Source organism: Pseudomonas sp. HP_14 (assembly GCF_055283875.1).
Window position 1 is genome coordinate 101094 of sequence record NZ_JBTOQI010000044.1, and the last position, 23293, is coordinate 124386.

General features: G+C 57.5%; 20 protein-coding genes. 9 read left to right on the forward strand and 11 right to left on the reverse strand.

Annotated elements, in window-relative coordinates; translation table 11 throughout:
- The first annotated feature begins 96 nt into the window (after positions 1-96).
- Positions 97-2046, forward strand: a complete 1950-nt coding sequence (locus ACYASS_RS23535) for a putative bifunctional diguanylate cyclase/phosphodiesterase (protein ID WP_463587903.1) — start codon at positions 97-99, stop codon at positions 2044-2046.
- Between the two features lie 67 nt (positions 2047-2113).
- On the opposite strand, the gene ACYASS_RS23540 is transcribed toward ACYASS_RS23535, so the two are convergent.
- Positions 2114-3079 (reverse strand): LysR family transcriptional regulator, encoded by a 966-nt coding sequence (locus tag ACYASS_RS23540; protein WP_463587904.1) that lies wholly within the window; start codon positions 3077-3079, stop codon positions 2114-2116.
- Between the two features lie 240 nt (positions 3080-3319).
- On the opposite strand from ACYASS_RS23540, the gene ACYASS_RS23545 reads away from it, so the two are divergent.
- The 3 genes from ACYASS_RS23545 (at position 3320) to mmsB (ending at position 7250) form a co-directional block, all read left to right on the forward strand.
- Complete coding sequence (locus ACYASS_RS23545) at positions 3320-4663, forward strand: MFS transporter (protein ID WP_463587905.1); 1344 nt, start codon at positions 3320-3322, stop codon at positions 4661-4663.
- Positions 4664-4683: 20 nt separating this feature from the next.
- Positions 4684-6210 (forward strand): CoA-acylating methylmalonate-semialdehyde dehydrogenase, encoded by a 1527-nt coding sequence (locus ACYASS_RS23550; protein ID WP_463587906.1) that lies wholly within the window; start codon positions 4684-4686, stop codon positions 6208-6210.
- A 152-nt stretch (positions 6211-6362) separates the two neighbouring features.
- Positions 6363-7250: a 3-hydroxyisobutyrate dehydrogenase gene (gene mmsB / locus ACYASS_RS23555; protein WP_463587907.1), complete on the forward strand. Its 888-nt coding sequence runs from the start codon at positions 6363-6365 to the stop codon at positions 7248-7250.
- Between the two features lie 109 nt (positions 7251-7359).
- On the opposite strand, the gene ACYASS_RS23560 is transcribed toward mmsB, so the two are convergent.
- The 7 genes from ACYASS_RS23560 to argH all read right to left on the reverse strand — a co-directional run bounded on the left by ACYASS_RS23560 (position 7360) and on the right by argH (position 14663).
- Positions 7360-8724: an MmgE/PrpD family protein gene (locus tag ACYASS_RS23560; RefSeq protein WP_463587908.1), complete on the reverse strand. Its 1365-nt coding sequence runs from the start codon at positions 8722-8724 to the stop codon at positions 7360-7362.
- Positions 8725-8889: 165 nt separating this feature from the next.
- Positions 8890-9792, reverse strand: a complete 903-nt coding sequence (locus ACYASS_RS23565) for a polysaccharide deacetylase family protein (protein ID WP_463587909.1) — start codon at positions 9790-9792, stop codon at positions 8890-8892.
- Positions 9785-10633 carry a polysaccharide deacetylase family protein gene (locus ACYASS_RS23570; protein WP_463587910.1) on the reverse strand — a complete coding sequence of 283 codons (849 nt, stop codon included), beginning with the start codon at positions 10631-10633 and terminating at the stop codon, positions 9785-9787. The genes ACYASS_RS23565 and ACYASS_RS23570 overlap by 8 nt, the downstream gene beginning before the upstream one ends.
- A 60-nt stretch (positions 10634-10693) precedes the next feature.
- Positions 10694-11530, reverse strand: coding sequence for an ABC transporter substrate-binding protein (locus ACYASS_RS23575; protein WP_463587911.1), 837 nt, complete (start codon positions 11528-11530; stop codon positions 10694-10696).
- A 28-nt stretch (positions 11531-11558) separates the two neighbouring features.
- On the reverse strand, positions 11559-12323 hold the full coding sequence (locus ACYASS_RS23580; protein WP_122666804.1) for an amino acid ABC transporter ATP-binding protein: 765 nt from the start codon (positions 12321-12323) through the stop codon (positions 11559-11561).
- Positions 12324-12341: 18 nt separating this feature from the next.
- Positions 12342-13217: an amino acid ABC transporter permease gene (locus ACYASS_RS23585; protein ID WP_463587912.1), complete on the reverse strand. Its 876-nt coding sequence runs from the start codon at positions 13215-13217 to the stop codon at positions 12342-12344.
- A gap of 18 nt (positions 13218-13235) precedes the next feature.
- Positions 13236-14663: an argininosuccinate lyase gene (gene argH / locus ACYASS_RS23590; RefSeq protein WP_463587913.1), complete on the reverse strand. Its 1428-nt coding sequence runs from the start codon at positions 14661-14663 to the stop codon at positions 13236-13238.
- A gap of 165 nt (positions 14664-14828) precedes the next feature.
- On the opposite strand from argH, the gene ACYASS_RS23595 reads away from it, so the two are divergent.
- Positions 14829-15800, forward strand: a complete 972-nt coding sequence (locus tag ACYASS_RS23595) for a LysR family transcriptional regulator (RefSeq protein ID WP_463587914.1) — start codon at positions 14829-14831, stop codon at positions 15798-15800.
- 73 nt (positions 15801-15873) lie between these two features.
- On the opposite strand, the gene ACYASS_RS23600 is transcribed toward ACYASS_RS23595, so the two are convergent.
- Positions 15874-16845, reverse strand: a complete 972-nt coding sequence (locus tag ACYASS_RS23600; RefSeq protein WP_463587915.1) for a LysR family transcriptional regulator — start codon at positions 16843-16845, stop codon at positions 15874-15876.
- 121 nt (positions 16846-16966) lie between these two features.
- On the opposite strand from ACYASS_RS23600, the gene ACYASS_RS23605 reads away from it, so the two are divergent.
- The 3 genes from ACYASS_RS23605 (at position 16967) to ACYASS_RS23615 (ending at position 20139) form a co-directional block, all read left to right on the forward strand.
- Positions 16967-17743: a class II aldolase/adducin family protein gene (locus tag ACYASS_RS23605; protein ID WP_463587916.1), complete on the forward strand. Its 777-nt coding sequence runs from the start codon at positions 16967-16969 to the stop codon at positions 17741-17743.
- The gene (locus ACYASS_RS23610; protein ID WP_463587917.1) at positions 17740-18666 is read left to right on the forward strand and encodes a 2-hydroxyacid dehydrogenase; all 927 of its coding nucleotides are present in this window, start codon (positions 17740-17742) and stop codon (positions 18664-18666) included. The genes ACYASS_RS23605 and ACYASS_RS23610 overlap by 4 nt, the downstream gene beginning before the upstream one ends.
- 219 nt (positions 18667-18885) lie before the next feature.
- The gene (locus ACYASS_RS23615; protein WP_463587918.1) at positions 18886-20139 is read left to right on the forward strand and encodes an OprD family porin; all 1254 of its coding nucleotides are present in this window, start codon (positions 18886-18888) and stop codon (positions 20137-20139) included.
- 73 nt (positions 20140-20212) lie between these two features.
- On the opposite strand, the gene ACYASS_RS23620 is transcribed toward ACYASS_RS23615, so the two are convergent.
- Both ACYASS_RS23620 and ACYASS_RS23625 read right to left on the reverse strand, forming a co-directional pair.
- A complete protein-coding gene (locus ACYASS_RS23620; RefSeq protein WP_463587919.1) occupies positions 20213-21154 on the reverse strand; it encodes an NAD-dependent epimerase/dehydratase family protein in 942 nt (313 codons plus the stop codon).
- Between the two features lie 112 nt (positions 21155-21266).
- Positions 21267-22169 (reverse strand): LysR family transcriptional regulator, encoded by a 903-nt coding sequence (locus tag ACYASS_RS23625; RefSeq protein ID WP_463587920.1) that lies wholly within the window; start codon positions 22167-22169, stop codon positions 21267-21269.
- A 239-nt stretch (positions 22170-22408) separates the two neighbouring features.
- On the opposite strand from ACYASS_RS23625, the gene ACYASS_RS23630 reads away from it, so the two are divergent.
- Positions 22409-23170 carry a sulfite exporter TauE/SafE family protein gene (locus ACYASS_RS23630; protein ID WP_463587921.1) on the forward strand — a complete coding sequence of 254 codons (762 nt, stop codon included), beginning with the start codon at positions 22409-22411 and terminating at the stop codon, positions 23168-23170.
- Positions 23171-23293: the final 123 nt, after the last annotated feature.

A 23293-nucleotide genomic window follows, 5' to 3' on the forward strand; every position in this document is an offset into this window, starting at 1 on the left:
AATGAGTAAGCGCACTGTCCATTGATGCACTTGGCCCACACTGGAACGGAGATCCGGTCGGTTTTAAAACTGGATGAAATTTCAGAGCCGCGCCTCATGAAGAAAACGTTGCTCGCCAATTTGCGAGCGCTTATGTCTGTGCCTCACGACAACCCCGGCTTGGTCAAAGCCCAATACATCGCGTTGTCCCGACAACTGCCGATGATGTATTTCATTCTGCTCATCAATACGCTGGTGTTGGCGGGCACTCACTATTCATTGGCACCGCGCTGGCTGGCCGTTTATTGCCCGCTGATCATGACGGTATTCGGTGTCATCCGTGCTGCGGAGTGGTGGCGAACCCGCAACCGCATACCCAGCCCGGGACAGATGCTGGCTGCCTTGAAGCGCACGAATCGTCTTGCGCCCTTTGTCGCGGCCGGGTTTACCGCGTGGTCGCTGGCGCTGTTTCCGTATGGCGATAGCTACGGTCAGGCTCATGTCGCCTTCTACATGGCGATTACGGTCATCGGCTGCATCTTTTGCATGATGCATTTGCTCCCCGCAGCGCTGGCGACCACGGTTGTGGTCAACACCGCGTTTGTGATTTTTTTCGCATCGACCAACAACATCACTTTTATTGCCACTGCGATTGATGTGCTGCTGGTCTCCGTTGCGATGCTCGTCATTCTGAAAGCCCAGTACGGCGATTTCACCCGGCTGGTGAACATGCAGGCCAGCACTGAAAGGCTCAGTAACGAGAACCGTCGCCTCGCCAACATGGACAGCCTGACCGGGCTGGCAAACCGCCGACAGTTTTTTTCTCAACTGGAAGCCTTGCTGACGAATGCCCGCGAGCAGGACGTGCGTCTGGCGGTTGGCTTAATCGACCTGGACGGCTTTAAACCGGTGAATGATCTTTACGGCCACAGTATTGGCGACAAGCTGCTGTATCAGGTCGGGCAACGTCTGACAGGACTGCTCGATGACGGCGTGCACCTGGCCCGACTGGGCGGCGACGAGTTTGCGTTGATCATGACCGATGCCAAAAGCGACGAGCAATTGCGTACTTTCGGTGAGCTGATCTGTGCGCAAATGCGTGAGCCGTTCATGCTCGTGGATATTCCGATTCAAATCAGTGCTTCCTTCGGTATCGCAACGTTTCCTGATCTGGCGGCCAGCGAAACCGAAGTCTATGAGTACGCCGATTACGCGCTTTACCAAAGCAAGCGGAACAGACCCGGTACGGTCTGTATGTTTTCCGCTGCCCACCGTCAGCAACTCAATCGGCAAGGGCTCACCGAGCAGGCCTTGCGCAGGGCTGACTTGCATGAAGAGTTTCACGTGGTCTTCCAGCCGATCATGGACATCTGCACTCAGCGCACCGTAGCGTTCGAAGCACTGGCTCGTTGGAAAAGCCCTGAATTGGGTAACGTCCCGCCCAGTGAATTTATCCCCATCGCCGAACGCATCGGCATGGTAAACCGCCTCACTGTGCCGCTGCTGACCAAGGCCCTACGGACTGCAAAGTCCTGGCCCGCCGGGGTTCATCTATCGTTCAACCTGTCCGCGCATGACTGCGGGTCGGAAGAGGCGGCGCAGATTATCGTGCAGGTCATCAAGGACAGCGGATTCGATCCGGCGTGCCTGGACCTTGAAATCACCGAAACGGCGGTTATTCAGGACCTGGCCCAGACTCAAGCCGCCATCGCCCTGTTTCGCAACCTGGGCTGCGGCATTTCCCTGGATGACTTCGGTACCGGATATTCGAGCCTTAGCCAGATACATGCCCTGTCCCTGACCAAACTCAAGGTCGACCGCACCTTCGTTACCGACCTGCACCTCAACCCGGCGAGCTTCAAGATCGTCAAATCGCTGATTGCGTTGTGTCACGACATGCAGCTTGAGTGCATCGTCGAAGGGGTGGAAACCGAGGCCGAACTGGATGCGCTGAAAAGCCTGGGCTGTATGTCGGCGCAGGGCTACCTGTTTTCGCGGCCGATGCCACCGGAAGACATTGACCGGTGGTTTAACAGTGAGCAAGTGAGCCTGGTCTGCGCGCTCTGAGATGACCGGAACTGCTGAATGCGATGGCTGCGTGTCAGGCTAAATGCTTCGCAGCCTTCGGCAGCTCCTACAGATGCCTAGCGAGACTATCCGCAAACCTCAGTTCCCGCGATTGCCCCAGCAGCAACCCCTGATTCAACTCTGTCACCTGCCGGATGTAATCCCATAACACCGTAATCCGCTTCAACTTCCTCAAATCCTCGCGGCAATACATCCAGAAATGCCGGGTGATGTTCACCTCCTCTGGCAGTACCGGTATCAGTCGCGAATCCTGAGCGGCTAGAAAGCACGGCAAGATGGCCAGTGCACGCCCTTGCAGCGCAGCGAGGTATTGGGCAATCACGCTGGTGCTGCGCAGTTGCGCCTGCGCGCCGGGCAGCAGATTGCTGAGGTAAAGCAGTTCGGAACTGAACGCCAGATCATCCACGTAGCTGATGAACGTATGCGCGGTCAGGTCAGCGCTGCTATTGATGGGCGCATGAGCGTCGAGATAGTCCTGGGTCGCATACAGGCGCAGGTTGTAGTCGCACAGTTTGCAGCACACATAAGGCCCATGTTCCGGGCGTTCCAGGGCTATGACGATATCGGCTTCACGCTTGGAAAGGCTGATGAAGTGCGGCAGCGGCAGAATGTCCACCGAGATGTCTGAGTAGTTATCAAGAAAATGGCTGAGCTGCGGCGTGATGAAAAAACTGCCGAAGCCTTCGGTACAGCCGATGCGAATATGCCCGGACAAGGCCAGGCCTGATCCTGAAACCTGCTCGCAGGCCAAATGCAGGGTGCTTTCGATGGACTCGGCATAGCCCAGCAATCGTTGCCCCTCGGCGGTGAGGACGAAACCGTTATTGCGGGACTTCTCGAACAGCAGCGTCCCGAGCGAGCCCTCCAGCGAAGTAATGCGTCGCGACACAGTGGTGTAATCCACCGCCAGACGTTTGGCTGCAGTGCTGGCCTTACGGGTGCGGGCCACTTCAAGGAAAAACTTCAGGTCATCCCAGTTCAGGCTGGTCAGGGAGGTGATGTTTTTTTGCATGTTGGTCCTGCTTTTATGTGCGTTCTTGTTAGAAGTTTGCACATCTATACTCCAATGCACGGCCTGACGAAATGCAATCCGGTAGGAACGAACTTGTTAGCGATGCGATATTTCTGATTACGCAGGCCCAGCGGCTCGCCAACAGGTTGGCTCCTGCAGAAATCGATCCCCGTTGAAAAAATCCCAGGCAACACCCCACGACATAACACCCTGCACAACAATAAATAAGCGGAGGAGTTTATGAAGGACGCAATGACGGCGGACGCTGGTGCACTCGATGCCGGTCCCGCGAAGAAAACCAAATCCTATCGTCTTGCCGGTGCGGCGAGCATGGCGGGCACTACCATCGAGTGGTACGACTTTTTCCTGTACGGCACTGCCGCCGCTTTGATCTTCAACAAAATTTTCTTTCCGGCTCTGGACCCGATCACCGGTGTATTGGCGGCATTCGCCACCTATGCAGTGGGCTTTCTCGGGCGGCCTTTGGGCGGGATTATTTTCGGGCATTTCGGCGACCGCATCGGGCGCAAATCCATGCTGTTGATGACGCTGATGATGATGGGTATTCCGACCATCATCATCGGTCTGATTCCCACGTATGAGCAGATCGGTTACTGGGCGGCGCTGATTCTGGTGGTCATGCGCTTTCTGCAAGGCATGGCGGTCGGTGGCGAGTGGGGCGGCGCGGTATTGATGGCCGTTGAACATGCGCCCGAAGGCAAAAAAGGCTTCTATGGGAGCCTGCCACAAACCGGTGTGGGTGCCGGTTTAGTGCTGGCTACGCTGGCCATGGGCATGGTCGCCAAACTTCCCGAAGAAGACATGCTCAGTTGGGGCTGGCGACTGCCGTTTATTGCCAGCATCGTATTGCTGGGCGTCGGGTGGCTGATCCGTCTGAAGGTCCCGGAGTCGCCGGATTTCGAAAAGCTCAAGCAGGACAAAATCGCCGTCAAGGTGCCGCTGTTCAGGGTGCTGCGTGAACACCCACGCGAGACCCTGACGATTATTGGCGCGCGCACCGCAGAGAACGCCTGGTTCTACATGTCGGTGACCTTTGCTCTGGCCTATGCGGCCAATCAGCTACAGATTCCACGCGCCGATGTGCTCAATGCGATCACCGCGGGCGCGGCCCTTTCACTCATCACGATGCCGTTCTGCGGCTACCTCTCGGACAAAGTCGGCCAACGCCGCTTGTACTTCGCCGGTTTACTGCTGCTGTGCACATTCGCTTATCCCTTCTTCGCCATGCTCGGCACCCGTGAGCCGGTGTTGGTCTGGTGGGCGATGGTGCTGGCGGTAGGGGTGATCTTCCCGATCCTGTATGCCCCTGAATCCCTGTTGTTCGCCCGGCAGTTTCCGGCAGAAATCCGTTACAGCGGGATCTCGGTTTCAGTACAACTGGCTGGCGTATTAGGCGGTGGTTTCGCGCCGATGATTGCCACCAAGCTGCTGGCTTACGCCGATGGCAGCCCGCATTACGTGATCGTTTATCTGGTGGGTATGGGCGTTGTGGCTCTGGTTTGTACCGCGCTGATGAAGCGTGATCCGCCTCGGCATCGGGCGTCCAGCCCGAGTCCCGAATAACTGTTGATCAGGAGATTTCGATGAACGCTTCCCCTAACAAAAAGGACAATAACGTGGATCGAGTCAAGCTACTGATCGACGGCGAATGGGTGGAATCACAAAGCACCGAGTGGCACGACATTATCAACCCGGCGACCCAGCAAGTGCTGGCTCAGGTGCCGTTCGCCACACCCGGCGAAGTCGATGCCGCCGTGGCCGCCGCGCAGAAGGCTTTTCAGACCTGGCGTCATACACCGATTGGTGCGCGGATGCGCATCATGCTCAAGTTGCAGGCGTTGATTCGTGAACATTCGCCGCGCATTGCCGCAGTGCTCAGCGCCGAACAGGGCAAAACCATCGCCGATGCCGAGGGCGATATCTTTCGCGGCCTGGAGGTGGTGGAGCACGCCTGTTCCATTGGCAGCCTGCAAATGGGCGAGTTCTCCGAGAACGTCGCGGGGGGTGTTGATACCTACACCTTGCGCCAGCCCTTGGGCGTCTGCGCTGGCATCACCCCGTTCAACTTCCCGGCAATGATCCCGTTGTGGATGTTCCCGATGGCCATTGCCTGCGGCAATACCTTCGTGCTCAAGCCCTCCGAACAGGACCCGATGTCGACCATGCTGCTGGTTGAGCTGGCAGTGGAGGCGGGCGTTCCGCCGGGCGTACTCAATGTGGTGCATGGCGGCAAAGAGGTGGTGGACGCCATCTGCACCCACAAGGACATCAAGGCCGTGTCCTTTGTTGGCTCCACGGCCGTCGGCACTCACGTCTACAACCTTGCCGGTCAGCATGGCAAACGCGTGCAATCGATGATGGGCGCGAAGAACCATGCCGTGGTGCTGCCTGACGCCAATCGTCAGCAGACCCTGAATGCGCTGGTCGGGGCCGGTTTCGGCGCTGCCGGTCAGCGTTGCATGGCCACGTCGGTGGTCGTCCTGGTCGGTGCGGCGAAACAGTGGCTGCCGGACCTCAAAGCCCTTGCTCAGAAACTCAAGGTCAATGCCGGAAGCGAGGCGGGTACCGATGTCGGCCCAGTCATTTCCAGACGCGCAAAGCAGCGGATTCTGGACCTGATCGAAAGCGGAGTGAAGGAAGGCGCGAAGCTGGAACTGGATGGTCGTGACGTCAAGGTGCCGGGTTTTGAAGATGGCAATTTTGTCGGGCCGACGCTGTTCTCTGGCGTAACCACCGACATGCAGATCTACACGCAGGAGATCTTCGGCCCGGTGCTGGTCGTGCTGGAAGTCGACACGCTTGATCAGGCCATCGCGCTGGTCAACGCCAATCCGTATGGCAATGGCACCGGCCTGTTCACCCAGAGCGGCGCGGCAGCACGCAAATTCCAGAGTGAAATTGACGTGGGCCAGGTGGGCATCAACATCCCGATTCCGGTGCCCGTGCCGTTCTTCAGCTTCACCGGTTCACGCGGATCCAAGCTCGGCGACCTCGGTCCATACGGCAAACAGGTGGTGCAGTTCTACACTCAGACCAAGACCGTCACCAGCCGCTGGTTTGACGATGACAGCGTCAACGACGGGGTGAATACCACCATAAACCTCAAGTAGAAGAAAAATCCTGTGGGAGCTGAGCTTGCTCGCGATAGGTGCACCGCAATTCTAGAGTGAGCCGTGTCCAGCCTTATCGTCGGAATGCCGCCCAGACCAAGCTCAGCTCCTACAGGGAATTGCGGTGGGTTTGAAACACAAGGAGAACAACAATGAAAATCGCATTCATCGGCCTGGGTAACATGGGCGCGCCGATGGCCCGTAATCTGCTCAAGGCCGGGCATCATCTGCATCTGTTCGACCTCAATATCACCATCCTCAACGAGCTTGCGGCGTTGGGCGGGCGTATCAGTGAGTCGCCCAGACATGCGGCACAAGGCGCTGAACTGGTCATCACCATGCTGCCCGCTGCCGCCCATGTGCGCAGCGTCTATCTCAGTGAGGATGGCGTGCTCGCGGGTATCGGCTCAGGGGTGCCCGCAGTGGATTGCAGCACCATTGACCCGCAAACCATTCGCGAAGTGGCTGCCGCAGCGGCTAAGCAAGGCGTGAGCCTGGGCGATGCGCCGGTTTCCGGCGGTACCGGGGGCGCACAGGCAGGTACGCTGACATTCATGGTCGGTGCCAGCGACGAGCATTTCGAAACGCTCAAGCCAGTGCTGGCGCAGATGGGCAAGAACATCGTTCATTGCGGTGGCATCGGCACCGGGCAAATCGCCAAAATCTGCAACAACATGCTGCTGGGTATCTCCATGATCGGCGTGGCCGAAGCCATGGCGCTGGGCGATTCGTTGGGCATCGACACTGAGGTGTTGGCCAAAATCATCAACACCTCGACAGGACGCTGCTGGAGTTCCGAGATGTACAACCCATGGCCGGGCATCGTCGACACCGCGCCAGCTTCCCGAGGTTATACCGGCGGCTTTGGTGCCGAGCTGATGCTCAAGGATCTTGGCCTGGCCACAGAGGCGGCGCGGGTCGCACACCAACCGGTGATCCTCGGCGCGGTGGCACAACAGCTGTATCAGGCGATGAGTCAGCGTGGCGAGGGCGGCAAGGACTTCTCGGCGATTGTTGAGGGGTATCGCAAGAAGGTATGAAGCCTCGGTAGGAGCGAACTCGTTCGCGAGGCGATGGTGCAGGCGCCAAATTTCTTTTGGTTCACAGAATTTCTCGCGAACAAGTTCGCTCCTACCGATTAGTGCTGTGTCAGGTGTGCTGTCGCAACAGATCCAGCAATTCCTGCAAGTCAGTAATGTGCTGCAGATTCATGCACAACTCGCCCAGGTGTTCGGCCTGCATCGCGGGCAGTGCACGGGTGGCCAGCGAGCTGTATTTCTGCCACAGCTCGCTGTCGCCAATCGGGTTCAACGGGCCACCCAGCGGGGTTTTGATTTGTAATGAAGCGCTGCGCCCGTCTTCGCACAACAGCGTGACATGCGGCTCATCCAGTGGCGCAAGCGACGCATCGACGTGCATTTGAATCTTCTGCATGAACGCCAGCAACGCCGGTGATGTGCGCTTTTTCTCTTCGTACGCATCAAGCCCCGCATGGCCCAGTACGCAACGCACCGTCAGGGCGTATGGCAGGCTCATTTGCGCAGCCGCCAGGGTTTGTGTGTCGAGCCCGGCGCACATGTCCACCAGAAATACGCTGGCGTTCACCTTGATGGATTTCACCTGGTCTGCATTGATTTGCAGCTCGTTCAGCAACTGACCGATGGCGTCGATGGCCGAGTGGGTGCCACGGCACGCCGCATACGGTTTGATGGAGCAGCGTGCCAGTTTCCAGACCTCGCCCAAGCCTTGTGTCAGCGCTTGAGGTTGTGCCGTGTCGCGAGCGAGTGTGCGCAAGAATCCGCCCCACACGTCGTCGAACACCTGTGTCGGCCCGGTGATGCCTTCTCGGGCGAGCAATGCTGCGAGTACACCGCCTTCGGCCGGGCGTCCGGCATGGAGTTTTTTGCTGTCGGCGCCATCGTGAATGAACGCCCACAAACCGCCACTCATACTGGCTGAAAGGCCCAGTGCCGATCCGGTCTGTTGCTCATCAAGCCGCAGCAACCGTGCGCACGCCGCTGCTGCGCCGAATACACCGCAGGTTCCAGTGGAGTGCCATCCCGCTTCGTTGTGAGGTGAATAGCCCCCGCAAGCTTCAAGTACTCGGCGCGCCACGTCGTAGCCGATGATCATGGCGGTGATCAGTTCTTTGCCGTCCGGCATCGGCTCGCACAGCGGTAGCACCGCAAGCATGGCCGGAACGACGACCGCGCCGGAGTGATCGCAACCGCCTGAATCATCCAGCTCCAGCGCATGCGCGGCGATGCCATTGATCAACGCGGCGTTTCGAGCTGACAAACCATAGTCGGCACCCCAGATCACCGATGCGCCTTCTGCTTCGCTGGCGTTCATGGCGCGCAGCGCGTTTTGCGTCAGAGGAGTTTGCGACCCGGCCAGCGCAGCGCCCAGGGTGTCGAGCAGATGCTGCTTGGCTTTAACGACCAGTGCTTCGGGCAGCTCATCGAATGAAGTGCGGCAGATGAATTGGCTGAGGGTGGTAATGGTGTTGCTCATAAGGAAAAACTCATCAAGGCGCAAAGCGGTCTGAATTGAAATGCATTTCCTTGTAGGAGTGAGCTTGCTCGCGATTCGGTTTCTTGGTCGGCGAATTTCTCGCTTGAATTGACGCCATCGCGAGCAAGCTCACTCCTACAAGTTCAATATATGCCGATGTAAATCTTAGGCATTTTGAGTTTTGTAATGCCTCTCAAACACCGCAGCCGGGTGATCTTCAGGCAGGGTGCTGTGGTTACCGCTCCACCAATCGGCGACCTCCTCGGCAGTGGCAAACCAGACATCCGGTTGGGCCTTGAGCCAAATCAACAGCTCCAGCAGCAAGCCGCTGCGGCCAACAGTGCCGAGGGTTTCCGGGTGCAGACGCAGCACGTAACACAGGCCGAAACGGTGGAAGCCATTGAAGTCATGCTGCCAGTTTTTCAACACCTCGGCGCTGGAGCCGATTCGCGCCTGGCTGACCGGCACGGCAGGCGCAAGGTTGAAGGCGAAGTAAGGCTCGTCTTCCAGCTCGCAGTGCAGCGGCAATTCAACCAGCGGTTGGCTGTCAGCGTTGGTTGCCGGATGCAGGTAGGGCAGATCATCGCCTGCCCAGGACGACGACCAGGCGATTCCTTCTTCGCGTAAGGCATCGACGAAGCCCGGTGCATAACTGCCCGCGGGTGCGCGAAAACCGCTGGGACGCTGACCGGTCATCTCGGCGATGACCTGGCAGCCTCGTTTTAGCGAGGCCCGTTGTGCGTCGAGGTCCAGTGCTGAAAAGTCTTCATGGCGATAACCTGAACAGGCGATTTCGTGTCCGGCAGCGTTGATGGCTTGAATCACCTGCGGATTTTCCTCGGCAACAATACCGGGGATGCACCAGGTCGATGGCAGGTTCTGATCAGCCAGAATCTGCAGCACGCGTTGCACGCCGCGCGTGGTGCCGTAGCGCCATACCGAAAGGCTTTTATCCCGCCCTGCAATGGCCGGGGCCTGAGTCAGGATGCCGTGCACATCGTTGTAGTCGAACGTGATGACCACCGCGCAGCGATACGGTGCAGGCCAGGTTGAACGGGCTTCACTCATGGCGGTGCTCCTTGAGCCAAAAGTTGACGACGTCGTTGCAAGTCGCGAACCAGACATCCGGATGGCTGTGCATGTGTTCGAGAAAGCGTTCGAGAATGCCGATGCGCCCCGGTTTACCGCTGATCTTGGGGTGGAACAGCGTGGTCATGCACAGACCTTCGCGATAGGTGCCGTCGAACTCGCGACACCAGTTGTCCAGCGTCTGGTCGTAGCTGGCGATGCGGTCCAGCCCGGCGGGATAGTTCGGCGCCCGGGTGTAAGCCAGCGAGGCGTAATCGTCCAGCTCCCAGCGGCCTGGAATTTCCACTAAGCCGTCTGGCTGACCGGGCACTTCAATGAAATACGGGCGGTCGTCGCCACGCATGCTGCTGGAGTAGGTCACGCCGCAGTCCATGAGCAAGGCGGGCGTTTCTTTGTGCCAGTCGCCCGAAGGCGTGCGGAAACCTGTGGCAGTGATGCCCAGATAACGTTTGAAAATATCGGCGCTGACTTTCATGACGTCGCGCTGGGCTTGCAGGTCCAGGGCGAAAAAAGATTCGTGGCGATAACCGTGATAAGCCACTTCGTGGCCGTGTTCGATGATTGCCTGGCACTGGCGCGGCCAGTTTTCCACCACCCAGCTCGGGACAAAAAATGTCGCCGGTGTGGCATGGGCTTTGAGCATGTCCAGCAAGCGTGGCAATGCGCGATAGGGGCCATAGCCGCCGAAGGTGAAGTATTCCGGTTTCTGCCAGATCGAGCCGTCGAGCATGGCGGCACCGGTCGGGCCGTCCAGATCGAAGGCCAGGGCGACACTGGCGCGGGCGTTGTTCGGCCAGCGCAGATCGTTAGGGGCAAACATGGGGAGTCTCCGTCTGTGTGAATATCACCCGCCCGGTCCTTGGGCGAGTGCAAGCCTGCTTTACTTGGCGCCGTTCAAGACAGCTTGTTCGACCGCGCCGTTCTTGAGTTGCCACTTGCCGAGGATCTGCTCGTAAGTGCCGTCTTTGATCATGTCGTTGAGGGTCGCGATGATCGCTGTGCTCAACTCGGCGTTGTGTTTGGCGACGCCCAGACCGGTCAATTGACGAGACAATGGCTCACCGATCACCTTGAATACACCAGGCTCCTGGCCCTGAATGTACGGCAGGGTTTCGCTGCCTTGCACGGCGGCGTCCAGGCGCGACTGACGTAGTTGCGCACGTGCATCGGCGCTGCCTTCGGTACCGACTACGGTGATGGCCGGTTTGCCCTTGGCGACGCAATTCACGTCACTCCATTTGGCGATCTCTACCGGGAACGTGGTACGGCGGCTGGTGCCGATCTTCTTGCCGCACATGTCTTCGACGGTCTTCAGGTCTTTCTGCGATTCGAGGGTGTAGAACTGCGGGCCTGTGCTGAAGTAGTCGACGAAGTCCACGGTCTGCTGACGCTCAGGGGTGTCGGTCATACCCGACAGCACGATGTCGATACGGTTGGTTGCCAGGCCGCTGACCATTTGCTCGAAAGCGGTTTCCTGCCACTTGATCTCAGTACCCAGACGCTTGGCAATTTCGGTACCCAGGTCGTAATCGACGCCGGTCAGTTTGCCGGTCGCCGGGTCCTTGAAATCCATCGGAGGGTAATTCGGGGCGATACCCGCGGCAATGAAGCCCTTTTCCTTGATGGATTTTGGCAGTGCGTGAGTGTCGGCTGCCCAGCTCGAAACCGAAATCAGGGCGGACAGTACGGCGGTAGCGGTAAGCGCGAAAGTTTTCAAATCGGACATCCTCAGCAAGGGTTAGGGATCAATTCAGAACGGCAGCAATAAAATCCTGGGTACGTTGATTGCGCGGGTTCATCAGCACGTCTTCCGGTGCTCCCGTCTCTATGATTTGCCCCGCATCCATGAACACCACGCGGTTGGCCACTTCCCGGGCAAAGCCCAGTTCGTGAGTGACCACGATCATGGTCATGCCGCTCTTGGCCAGGTCGCGCATGACCGACAGCACTTCCCCTACCAACTCAGGGTCAAGCGCCGAAGTCGGCTCATCGAAAAGCATCAGCTTGGGGCGCATGGCCAAGGCTCGGGCGATGGCGACCCGTTGCTGCTGACCACCCGAAAGCTCGATGGGATAAGCATTGGCCTTGGCTTCCAGGCCGACACGCTTGAGCAGTTCCATGGCCAGTTCACGGCAATCCTCAACAGGTTGGCGCAGCACCTGGGATGGCCCTTCGATGATGTTTTCCAGCACCGTCATGTGGGCGAACAGGTTGAAACGCTGAAACACCATGCCGGTCTTGAGCCGCTGTTTAGCGATTTGGACGTCGCTCAGTTCCACCAGCTTGTGGCCGTCGGTACGGAAACCGAGGATTTCGTCATCCACCCACAAGCCGCCAGCGTCGACTTTTTCCAGCTGGTTGATGCAACGCAGCAAGGTGCTTTTGCCCGAGCCTGACGGGCCGATGATGCACAGCACTTCGCCGTGAGGGATTTCCAGATTCACGTTCTTGAGCGCCTGAAAGTCGCCGAAGAACTTGTTGACGTCTACCGCCTTGACGATGTTCAGCATGATTGCGCCTCCTGAGGCTCAGTTACGTTTGCCAGCGCCACGGGCGAAGCGTTTTTCCAGTCGGCTCTGACCAAACGTCAGGATGGTCACGACCGCCAGGTACCAGATGCCGGCCACGATCAGCAGCTCCATGACGCGGGCGTTGGCGTAGTAAATGTTCTGCGCGTTGTGCAGCAGTTCCGAATACTGGATGACGCTGGCCAGACTGGTCATTTTCACCATGCCGATGAACTCGTTACTGACCGGCGGGATGATGATGCGCATGGCCTGCGGCAGGATGATCCGGCGCAACGCTTGCAGACGCGGCATGCCGATGGACTTGGCGGCTTCGTACTGGCCGCTGTCCACTGACAACAGACCGGCACGCACCACTTCGGCGGTGTAGGCACCTTGGTTGATGCCCAGGCCCAACAGCGCAGCGGCAAACGGCGTAATCACCTCAACAGTCTTGAACTCGAACAGACCGGGGATGCCCAGCGTCGGGAAGATCAACGCCAGGTTGAACCACAGCAGCAATTGCAGGATCAGCGGCGTGCCCCGGAACAGCCAGGTGTAACCCTGAGCGACATAGCGCAGCAGCGGGTTCTGCGACATGCGCATCACCGCTACGATGACCCCGAGTACGACCCCCAACGCCATGGCCAGAATCGACATGATGATGGTGTTGAGCAGGCCGAACATGATCGATTCGGCGGTCAGGAACTGCCGCACGAAACCCCATTCGATATTGCCGTTGATGAAGGCGTTAACCAGCCCGATCAACATCACCACGATGAGTGTCGCGGCGAAGTAGCGGCCGTAGTAACGACGCGGCACGACCTTGTAGGTCGAAATGTCGTACTTGGCCGCGAGTGAAGCGCGCTCGGCGCTCGCAGAAACTTGAGGCTTTGGCATGAAATACTCTCCGTTGGATCAGCCGCGCGGACCCGCGTAGTCGAGTGCCCATTTTTCCTGCGCGATCAGTTGCTGCTTGAAGCGCTCGATCTGCTCGGCCACCCGTACCGGCGACGTTCCGCCCCAGCCGCTGCGGGCTGCCAGTGCCGCTTCCAGCGTCAGTGCGTCGAGCACTTCCGGCGTCAGGCGCGAATCAGTCGCAGCCAGTTGTTGGGTGGTGAGTTCTTCCAGGCCGATATTATTTTCTTCGCAGAGCTGCACCAGCTTGCCGGTGATTTCGTGCGCCTCCTTGAACGGCACGCCGCGTACGGCCAGCCAGTCAGCCACTTCCGTGGCGAGGGTGAAGCCCAGCGGTGCCTGACGCAGCAATTCGTCGGCGCGAACTTTCATGGTCTGGACCATACCGGCAAACGCTGGCAGCACCAGATGCACGGTTTCCAGGCTGTCGAGAATCGCGTGTTTGTCTTCGCTCAAGTCGCGGTTGTAGGACAGTGGCTGAGCCTTGAGCACAGCCAGAATGCCGGTTAGGCTGCCGATCAACCGGCCTGATTTACCACGGGCCAGTTCGGCGATATCCGGGTTCTTTTTCTGCGGCATGATCGAGCTGCCGGTGGCGTAACCGTCGTCCAGTTCCACCCAGCGGAACTGACGCGACGTCCACAGGCAGAATTCTTCGGCCAGTCGCGAAATGTTGATGCCGAGCATGCTGCTGCAGAACAGGAATTCCGCGACGTGATCGCGGCTGGCGACCGCATCGATGGAGTTCTCGCAGGGGCCGCTGTAGCCCATTTCGGCTGCCGAGCGCTGCGGATCGCGAGCGATGGCCGAGCCTGCCAGTGCGGCTGCGCCCAAGGGCGACAGGTTGAAACGTGTGTCCCAATCCTGCAGGCGCTGGATGTCACGATGAATCGCCTGGGCATGTGCCATCAGGTGGTGGGCGAACACAATCGGTTGCGCTTGTTGCAGGTGAGTAAAGCCCGGCGCGATGGTGTTGATGTGCTGCTCGGCTTGCGAGACCAACGCCTTCTGCAATTCGAGAATTGCCAGGGTCATGACCCGCACCTGATCACGCAGGAACAGGCGCATGTCATTCGCTGACTGATCGTTGCGTGAACGGCCTGCACGCAATTTGCCGCCCAGTGTGCCAAGGCGTTCTGTCAGCAGACGCTCAATGAACGTATGCACATCTTCGTCGGCGGCAATCGGCTCAATGCTGCCCGCAGCGAAGTCCACATCGATGGTGCGCAGCGCTTCAACGATGCGTGCAGTTTCGTCGGTGTCCAGCAGCCCGGCGCGGTTCAATTCATTGGCATGCGCCTTGGAGCCAGCAATGTCGTACGGCGTCAAACGGAAGTAGGCGCGTGGCGAGCGTGACAGGTTTGCCATGGCTTCTGCCGGGCCGGTTTTGAAGCGCGCGCCCCAAAGGCGATCAGTTGCGTCAGACATGTAAATTCTCCGTTGGCACGTTGATTGCTCAAACCCTTTTGTGTGTTATCAACTGCGATGTGAAGATCGCGGGGCGAGCAAGGAATAAGTGGGCTTACACTTAACGTTGAATCGATCAATTGGGAGGGATGCTAGAAAAAACCAACGCGCGGGGAAATGTTTTAAATGGCAAGTCAACTTACTGAAACTGGAAACCTGCCAAAAAGAAGTGGTGAAGCGGCGATGTCAATGGCCAGCGCCATGGACTTGAAACTCTTCAAGGTTTTTAGGGCAGTGGTTGAAGCGGGAGGGTTTACCGCCGCACAGGTAGAACTGAATATCAGCCTGGCGGCAATCAGTAAGCAGATATCGGATCTTGAAATTCGATTGGGCATGCGCCTATGTACGCGAGGGCGGGAAAAGTTCTGCCTGACCGAACAAGGCAAGATCATTTATGACGCCAGCCTTGACCTGTTCATGGCGCTGGACAACTTTCGTGATCGCCTGGGTAATGTGCGTGGTGAGTTACTGGGTGATTTGAACATCGCGGTCATTGATAACACCGTTTCAGACCCGGACTCTCCCTTGATTGAAGCTCTGAAAGCCTTGCAAATAAAGGCTCCAAAGGCCAAGGTGCGTCTCAATGTGGCGCCGCTGGACGAAATCGAACAAGGTATTCTGAAGGGCCGTTTTGCGGTGGGCATTGTGCCGGTTTACAGCGGCAAAGATGACTTTCAGGTGATGCCGTTGTACGACGAAATATCGGAGCTTTACTGTTCGAGCGGTCATCCATTTTTTGCCATGAATGATGAAAATATCGATGAGCAGTGCCTGTCTCAGGCAGAAATCGTTGAGCACGCTTATGCGGTTCATGCAGGCAAGCCGAAACTAATGAGTAGCCGCGAAGTGACCGCGGTGGCCACTCAGGTTGAGGCCGTGGCGATCCTGATTAAAACCGGTCGTTACCTGGGTTATTTGCCTGTTCATTGGGCGAGAAGTTACGTTGAACGTGGTGAGATGCGCGCCATAAAGAGGCAGAAATTTGCCATAGCCACACCAGTGAAATTGTTGTACAGGCAACAGGTGCCACGTAATCCTTTAGTGGATGCTTTTCTACAGATAATGCAGGAAAGTTCAGCTGTTAATAACAAAAGTTAATAAAGCTTAAATAAGTGCACGCTGTCGGTGCGCGTTACTTAAATACCCGTTTATTGTGCACCTTAACTGAACATTATGGGGTGGATTGGCTGTTACTCGACGCTTCGCGCAGGCGTTGCAGGAAAACCGATTCGGCTTTTGTCAGGCGTTGTTCCTGATTCCACAGCAGGCTGATGTCCACGGAGCCAACGCCGTCTTCAGGCGGCAGGCGCCACAGATGCCCGGCACTCAATTCTTTCTGGCAGATGTGCTGCGGCAGGCAGGCGATGCCAAAACCCGCCAGCACCAGACGTAACACCTCCTGGGTATTGGCTGACGAGGCGACGATTTGCCCGGTCAACTGATGCAGGTCGCGAAACTCGGCCAGCGATGACAGCGTGCCGCCCAGCAGATCCCCGGTGAAAATAATCAACGGCTCGTTACGCAGGTCCGGGAGGCTAAGGTCCTCACGTCCATATAAAGGGTGCGCGTCGCTGCAATAAAACGCGTAGTGCTCTTGAGTCAGGCACTGCTGGCCGAGCCAGGCAGGGGCGCTACGGTTGACCGCAAGGCCGACACTGGCGGTTTTCTGAGCGAGAGAACTGAGAATCGCATCGCTTGATTGCACGTCGATTTCCAGGGTGATGCCAGGATAGTCGCGATGCAGCTCCAAAAGAAATCTGTCGTAGGCCGGGCAGCGAATGCCGCTCACCGTGAGCAGGCGAACTTTGCCCACCACCTGATCGCTGCTGCGTTCAAGGGCCGCATCCAGTTGCGTGAAGTGGCCTTGCACTTCGGCCGCCACACGCAGTGTTTCGATACCTGACTGGGTGAGCAGAAAGCGTGGCCCACGGCGCTCGATCAGCGCCGCACCGAGTTGCTCTTCCAGGCGTTTGATCGCCTGGCTTACCGCAGGCTGGGACAGGTGCAGACGCACTGCGGCGCGGCTGATACTCAGCTCCTGTGCCACGACCTGAAATGTACGCAACAGATTCCAGTCCAGTCGCTCGCCCAATGGTCGCGAAGAGGGGCGGGGGACGGCTACCGGGCTAGTTGATTGAGTCACTGCACAGCCTTTATTGGTGAAAAAAATAATGAATATAAGTAATGGCGAATTGAACTGCGTTGCCCTTTGCTCTTAAAAAGGCTGCACAAATTGCGCCATGACCTTTTTGATGGAACCCACGATGTCCGCTTCTGCCAGCCACAATCGGCTACCGCTGCACATGCCCGAGACCGAGCGCGCCGCCCGTTGCGAGCTCGCTGCGCTTTATCGTTTGCTGGCGTACTACCGCATGACCGACCTGATCGATACGCATATTTCCTTGCGGCTGCCGGGCGACAGCGGGCACTTTCTGATCAACCGCTATGGCACCTTGTTCGAGCGCATGAGCGCCAGCACGCTGGTGAAGATCGACAGCGAGGGCAACGTCGTCGACGAGTTCTACCCCGAGCATCGCGTCAACCGTGCAGGCTTCGTCATTCATTCGGCGATTCATGCCGCGCGCCCCGATGCGCACTGTGTGATTCATACCCACACCGCAGCGGGCATTGCAGTCTCTGCGCAACTGGCGGGGCTGTTGCCGTTGAGTCAGCATGCCTTGAAGTTCTACAACCGCCTGAGCTATCACACCTACGAAGGCATCGCCCTTGATGTCGCCGAGCGTGAGCGTCTGGTGGCCGATCTGGGCAGTACCAATGCAATGATTTTGCGTAATCATGGTTTGTTGGTGGCAGGTAGTTCTGCGGCTGAAGCGTTCTCCAATATTTACTTTCTGGAGCGTGCCTGCCAGGCGCAGGTTCAGGCGTTGGCTGGCGGTACCGAATTGATACAGCCCGATCCTCATGTGTGTGAACACACCGCGCAGCAGTTCGAGGCCGATGACAGCGATGGCATTACTGACCTCGCCTGGGAGGCTGCACTGGAACTGATCGCCAGCCAGCGTCACGAGTATTGCTCATGAAGCCCCTGGTACTGCTTGGATCAGGCGGCGGCCTGGGTCGGGTTCGTGAACATCTTCTGGCGCTGGATTCGTCGCTGACGATTTTGCGGCCGCGCGAAGCGGGTGCGCAGGAGGCTGAAGTTGCACTCTGCTGGAACCCGTCAGCGGGCGATCTGGGAATGTTCCCTCACTTGCGTCTGATTCATTCCATTGCTGCCGGTGCTGATCAGATCTTCAAGGACCCGAGTCGGCCCGCACACGTTCCTGTCTGCCGCATCATCGATCCAGACCATCGGCTGGGCATGATTGAGTACGTGTTATGGGGTGTTTTGCACTACCACCGTGGCTTTGATCAGATGCTGAAAAATCAGGCCCGTGTGCTGTGGGACCGGCCAGGACAGCAACCTGCCAAGCAAACCCGAGTGGGCGTTATGGGGCTTGGCGAGCTGGGCCGCGCCGTTGCGGTGCAACTGGCGGGGCTGGGTTTCGATACGCGGGGCTGGGCACGCCGTCCGCAGCAGATTGAAGGTGTAAAAACCTTCCAATTAGCTGAATTCAATGAATTTTTGAGCGGTTTGGACATCCTGGTCTGTTTATTGCCTCTTACCACAGAGACAGTCGGCATTCTGAATCGCGAGACCTTCGCACTCATGACGAAAGGCTCGGTGGTTATTAACTGTGGTCGTGGCGAACATCTGCGTTGCGATGACTTGCTGGCTGCGCTGGACAGCGGTCAGTTGCGTAGCGCTTTGCTGGATGTTTTCGAGCAGGAACCGTTACCCAAGGAAGATCCATTCTGGCGCCATCCGCAGATATGCGTGACGCCGCACATTGCTTCATCCGCTTCCTACGAAGTGATAGCTGAACAGATTCTGGGGAACCTGAAACGCCTTGATGCGGAGCTACCCTTGGCGAATCAGGTGAACTCGGAACAGGGCTACTAGGGAGAGTAGTAACAAGCCAGACCTGGAGGGGGCTTCTTGGGGAGAAGAAGCCGGGGCTGGCTGTGTGTGTCTACAAGCTGCTTATCCAATGAGCTTCTTGATAATAAGAAAGCCATCGCGAATGTATTGGCGAAAGAAACATTCCCTTCTGAATCTGCCAATAAATGTCCGCTCGCCCAACGAAGGCAGGCGGATGCGATAACCAACGGAGCAGCAGTAATGAATGTTTGCAAACTAAGTGTCATTGCCTTGGCAGTGGCAGCGGGATCTGTGCAGCCGGTTTTTGCTGAATCGCAGGCAGACGCCAAGGGGTTTTTGGAAGGCACCAAGCTGAACGTCAAGGCGCGCAACATGTATATGAACCGTGACAACCGCGCAACTAACGCGACCAAAGCTTACGGCGAAGAGTGGGCGCAGGGCTTCATTGGTAACTTCGAGTCCGGCTTTACCCAAGGCACCGTAGGTTTCGGTCTTGATGCCATTGGCCTGTACGGCATGAAGCTGGACACCGGCGGTGGTCGTTTCGGCGGCGGCACCGGTTTGTTGCAACCCACTAAAGATGGCCAGGGCGTTAAAGACAACTACGGCTATGCGGGCGCAGCAGTGAAAATGCGCATCTCCAAAACCGTACTCAAATTTGGTGATCAGGTCGTCAACAACCCTGTGTTCGCCACCTCTGACAGCCGTCTGCTGCCGGAAACGGCTCAAGGTCTTTTGGTCACCAGCAACGAGGTTGATAACCTCACGCTGCAAGGCGGCCACTTCACTGCACTGAGAAGTCGTAACCAGAGTTCCCACGATAACGCGGGCCTGGATGTGATCAATTTCGGCGGCGGTTCTTACAAGTTCAACAAGAACCTGTCGACCAGCGCTTACTACTCCAACGTCGAAGATATCTGGCGCAAATACTACGGCAGCCTGACCTATGCGTTAGCGCTGACGCCGCAAGATGCTGTGAAGTTTGACCTCAACGCTTACGACACCAAGAGCATTGGCAAAGAAGAGTTGGGCAAATACGACAACACCATCTGGAGCCTCACGGCGTCGTACAGCATTGGCGCGCACACCTTCCAGGTGGGTCGTCAGGTAGTTAACGGCACCAAAGGCTACGACTACGGTATCGACGGTAATAGCACCATCTTCCTCGGCAACTCTGTTCAGTATTCCGACTTCAACCATGAAGACGAGAAGTCCTGGCAGGCTCGTTACGACCTGAACATGGCGACCTATGGCGTGCCGGGTCTTAGCTTCATGACGCGGTATGTGAAAGGTACCGACTTCAAAACCGCAACCAGTGATGATGCCAAGGCCTGGGAACGTGACGTTGAAGTCAAGTACGTCTTCCAGTCCGGTCCTGCCAAGGATCTGAGTTTGCGTGTACGTGCCGCCAGCTACCGTAGCCCGTCTTCTGATGGCGCCGGTAAAGTCGATGACACTCGTCTGATCATCGAATACCCGATCAGCATCCTGTAATCCATTTCGATCCCCATCGAAAGGTCGCCCGCCCCGGATTCATCCCCGGGGCGGGCTTTTTATTGGTGCGCTTTCAAGTATTCAGCATGCGGTAGTCACGACCGCTTTTGATCAGCGCATCAATGCTTGCCAGGCGCGGCGTCCAGCCGAGCAATCGGCGTGCTTTCTGCGAGTCAACCTCCAGCGATGCACACAGCGTCGAATACATCGGGCCTCTACCTAATAGCCTGGCTCCGTGGCGCAATAACGACTCAGGCACAGGCACAAGTCGGGCGGTGGAACCCATTCCGTTCGCCAGGTGCGTCACCAATTGAGCGGTGGACATGTCAGCGCCGTCGGACACCAGAAAAAGCTCGTTGGCCGCCGCCGGGTGCTTGATACACAGCGCAATGAAGTCCACTAGATTCTCCAGGGCAATCATGCTGCGCCGGTTATGGATGGCGGCAAACGGCATGGGTACACCCGAATGAACCCATTGCATCAATCGTGAGAAATTCCGCGGAGCGTGTCCTGCGTAAACCAGTGGCGGGCGGATGATCACCCACTCCATGGCTGTCCCTTGTAACAGCTTTTGCAACGCGTGCTCAGCTTCAAGCTTTGACTGTGCGTAGTCATCCGTCGGGGCGGGCAGGGATATTTCGTTGAACGGGGCGTGGTGGGTTGTCGAGCCATTGACGCCGACTGAACTGATGAAAATGAAACGTCGGGTGCCTGCCGATAACGCCTGCCGTGCCAGGGCCAGTGTGCCGTCGACATTGGTACTTCTGAGTTCTTTAAGCGAAGTGCCGGGTGCGGCGAGATGGGCAGCAACATGAATGACGGTATCTACGCCTTGCAGAGCGGCGGACCAGTCGGTCGCTGCATTCGCTGTGCCTACGTGAATCAGGGACGCCGCTGATGGCTCCCGGTTTTCGTGACGTGTCGAACCTGTCACTTGGTATTCAGAGTCCGTGGCAAGCCTGTGCAGTAGTGCTTTACCGATAAAACCTGTTGCGCCTGTGACGAGAATTTTCATGGTCTTCCTGACATGTCATGTGCAATAGCTGGAAGCAGAATAGTCGCAAGATCGGGTATTGCTGATTGTTGGCGGCACAGACCCGTTGCCAAATGTGTAGCGGTGGCGTATTTCAATTTCCGGCGCCCAGGCCTTTCATGCTCAACGCCTCCAGCAATGCCGCCGCATACCCTGGCAACGCATCGAAATCCAGCGCGCACAGGAGCAATTGCCGGTCGGCCCATGCGTCGCTCAACGGCACACTTTTGAAGTCATGCTGCCCTTGCCAGCGTTGCACTGCTGCTTGCGGCACGATGCTCAATCCTGCGCCGTGGCTAGCCATTCGGATCGCTGCGTCAAAGCCTTCAGCTCGCACCCTGATGCGCAGCCGCTTACCGACATGCAACGCTTGCGCCTCCAGGTGCAGCGCCAGCGCACTGTTGGCCGACAGGCCAACGAACTCGTAATCCAGCGCCTGGCTGAAATACAGGTGCTCTTCAAGCGCCAATGAATGATTCAGCGGCATGATCAGGCTCAATGGGTCCGCTCGAAACGGTCGGGTTTGCAGGTCACTGGCGTCGATTGCGTCGGAAATAATCCCGATGTCGGCCGTGCCATTGCGCAACGCATGAAGGATGCGCAGGCTGGATTGTTCATCGACATCGATGTCGATGTTCGGATGGCTGACCAGGAAGTTCGCCAACAGCTCTGGCAGATGCTCGCTGAGGGTTGAGCTGTTGCACAGCAGGCGCACTTGTCCCTTGAATCCCTTGGCATAGTCCGCGAGATCAAACTGCATGCGCTCGACCTGTTGCAGGATCAGTCGTGCGTGTTGTGCCAGCGCCTTGCCCGCAGGCGTGGGCGTAACGCCGCGCCGACCGCGTTCTAGCAGCGGAATGTTCAGCGAGGTTTCCAGCCCGCGAATGCGCGCACTCGCTGATGCCAATGACAGATGACTGCGCGCTGCTCCGGCGGTGATATTGCCGCTTTCCAGCACATTCAAGAACAGGCGTAGGTCAATCAGATCGAAGTGCATGTGGGGTTTTCCGGTATGGCTCATCTCAAAACAAAGCAAACCACCGCATGGAAATACATTTTTCTGTAGGAACTGCCGAAGGCTGCGAAGCGTTGACCCTGACACGAAGCCATCGCAGCCTTCGGCAGCTCCTACAGGTAATCAGACAGCGGCAAGTAAATACAGCCTCTGTCACTGCCTGAGGCTGGCTCAGTATATGGCGAATTTTCCAATACGGTCTGTGCTGCCAATATAAAGCCATGAACGACATTATCGAGCACTACCAAACTCTCGGCTGGACCTTGTCAATACTGGTGATAGGGACTTTTCTGCTGGCCGGAACCGTGAAGGGTGTAATCGGCCTTGGCTTGCCGACTGTGGCCATGGGATTGCTCGGGATGGTTATGCTTCCGGCGCAGGCAGCCGTATTGCTGATTATTCCTTCGACCGTGACCAATGTCTGGCAACTGATGACTGGCGGTCATCTGACCCCTTTGCTCAAGCGGCTTTGGCCCATGTTGCTGATGATTACTTCAGGCACAGTTTTGGGGTCCATGGTCATTGGCATCAGCAGCGGCCCATTGATGACCCGGGCGTTAGGCGCGGCCTTGTTGCTTTACGCCTTGAGCGGGCTCTTTTTACCGACGCTGCGCATTGCGCCACGTCATGAAGTCTGGCTTGGCCCTGTTTGCGGTTTTGTCACCGGCGTGATCACCTCGGCCACCGGGGTGTTTGTGATCCCGGCCGTGCCTTACCTGCAAGCATTGGGTTTGGAGCGCAACGCGTTAGTGCAGGCGTTAGGGCTGTCGTTCACAGTCTCGACGCTGGCGTTGGCCGGTGGCCTGTTCTGGAATGGCGCACTGGGTGGCGGCGAGCTGGGCGCTTCTGTTCTGGCGCTGATCCCCGCGCTGCTGGGCATGTGGATTGGGCAATGGCTGCGTCAGCGGATCAGTGCGCAGACGTTCAAGCGCGTGTTCTTTATCGGCATGGGAATATTGGGTTTGCATCTCATGCTCAGCTAGTAGCGTTCAATAATGAAGGGCTTATTCGTGCTTGTGGGTCAAAAGTTATTTGATCTCGTCGGCCTTATTCTGACAAGCCTCAGCCTGTATCTTTCGCCCATCAAATTTAATGACCCTCCCTTT

Coding starts and splice junctions, on each gene's coding strand:
- ACYASS_RS23615 (WP_463587918.1), top strand. CDS start 18,886: ATGAATGTTTGCAAACTAAGTGTCATTGCCTTGGCAGTGGCAGCGGGA.
- argH (WP_463587913.1), bottom strand. CDS start 14,663: ATGTCTGACGCAACTGATCGCCTTTGGGGCGCGCGCTTCAAAACCGGC.
- ACYASS_RS23545 (WP_463587905.1), top strand. CDS start 3,320: ATGAAGGACGCAATGACGGCGGACGCTGGTGCACTCGATGCCGGTCCC.
- mmsB (WP_463587907.1), top strand. CDS start 6,363: ATGAAAATCGCATTCATCGGCCTGGGTAACATGGGCGCGCCGATGGCC.
- ACYASS_RS23580 (WP_122666804.1), bottom strand. CDS start 12,323: ATGCTGAACATCGTCAAGGCGGTAGACGTCAACAAGTTCTTCGGCGAC.
- ACYASS_RS23585 (WP_463587912.1), bottom strand. CDS start 13,217: ATGCCAAAGCCTCAAGTTTCTGCGAGCGCCGAGCGCGCTTCACTCGCG.
- ACYASS_RS23610 (WP_463587917.1), top strand. CDS start 17,740: ATGAAGCCCCTGGTACTGCTTGGATCAGGCGGCGGCCTGGGTCGGGTT.
- ACYASS_RS23620 (WP_463587919.1), bottom strand. CDS start 21,154: ATGAAAATTCTCGTCACAGGCGCAACAGGTTTTATCGGTAAAGCACTA.
- ACYASS_RS23535 (WP_463587903.1), top strand. CDS start 97: ATGAAGAAAACGTTGCTCGCCAATTTGCGAGCGCTTATGTCTGTGCCT.
- ACYASS_RS23560 (WP_463587908.1), bottom strand. CDS start 8,724: ATGAGCAACACCATTACCACCCTCAGCCAATTCATCTGCCGCACTTCA.
- ACYASS_RS23540 (WP_463587904.1), bottom strand. CDS start 3,079: ATGCAAAAAAACATCACCTCCCTGACCAGCCTGAACTGGGATGACCTG.
- ACYASS_RS23625 (WP_463587920.1), bottom strand. CDS start 22,169: ATGCACTTCGATCTGATTGACCTACGCCTGTTCTTGAATGTGCTGGAA.
- ACYASS_RS23605 (WP_463587916.1), top strand. CDS start 16,967: ATGTCCGCTTCTGCCAGCCACAATCGGCTACCGCTGCACATGCCCGAG.
- ACYASS_RS23550 (WP_463587906.1), top strand. CDS start 4,684: ATGAACGCTTCCCCTAACAAAAAGGACAATAACGTGGATCGAGTCAAG.
- ACYASS_RS23565 (WP_463587909.1), bottom strand. CDS start 9,792: ATGAGTGAAGCCCGTTCAACCTGGCCTGCACCGTATCGCTGCGCGGTG.
- ACYASS_RS23630 (WP_463587921.1), top strand. CDS start 22,409: ATGAACGACATTATCGAGCACTACCAAACTCTCGGCTGGACCTTGTCA.
- ACYASS_RS23570 (WP_463587910.1), bottom strand. CDS start 10,633: ATGTTTGCCCCTAACGATCTGCGCTGGCCGAACAACGCCCGCGCCAGT.
- ACYASS_RS23595 (WP_463587914.1), top strand. CDS start 14,829: ATGGCAAGTCAACTTACTGAAACTGGAAACCTGCCAAAAAGAAGTGGT.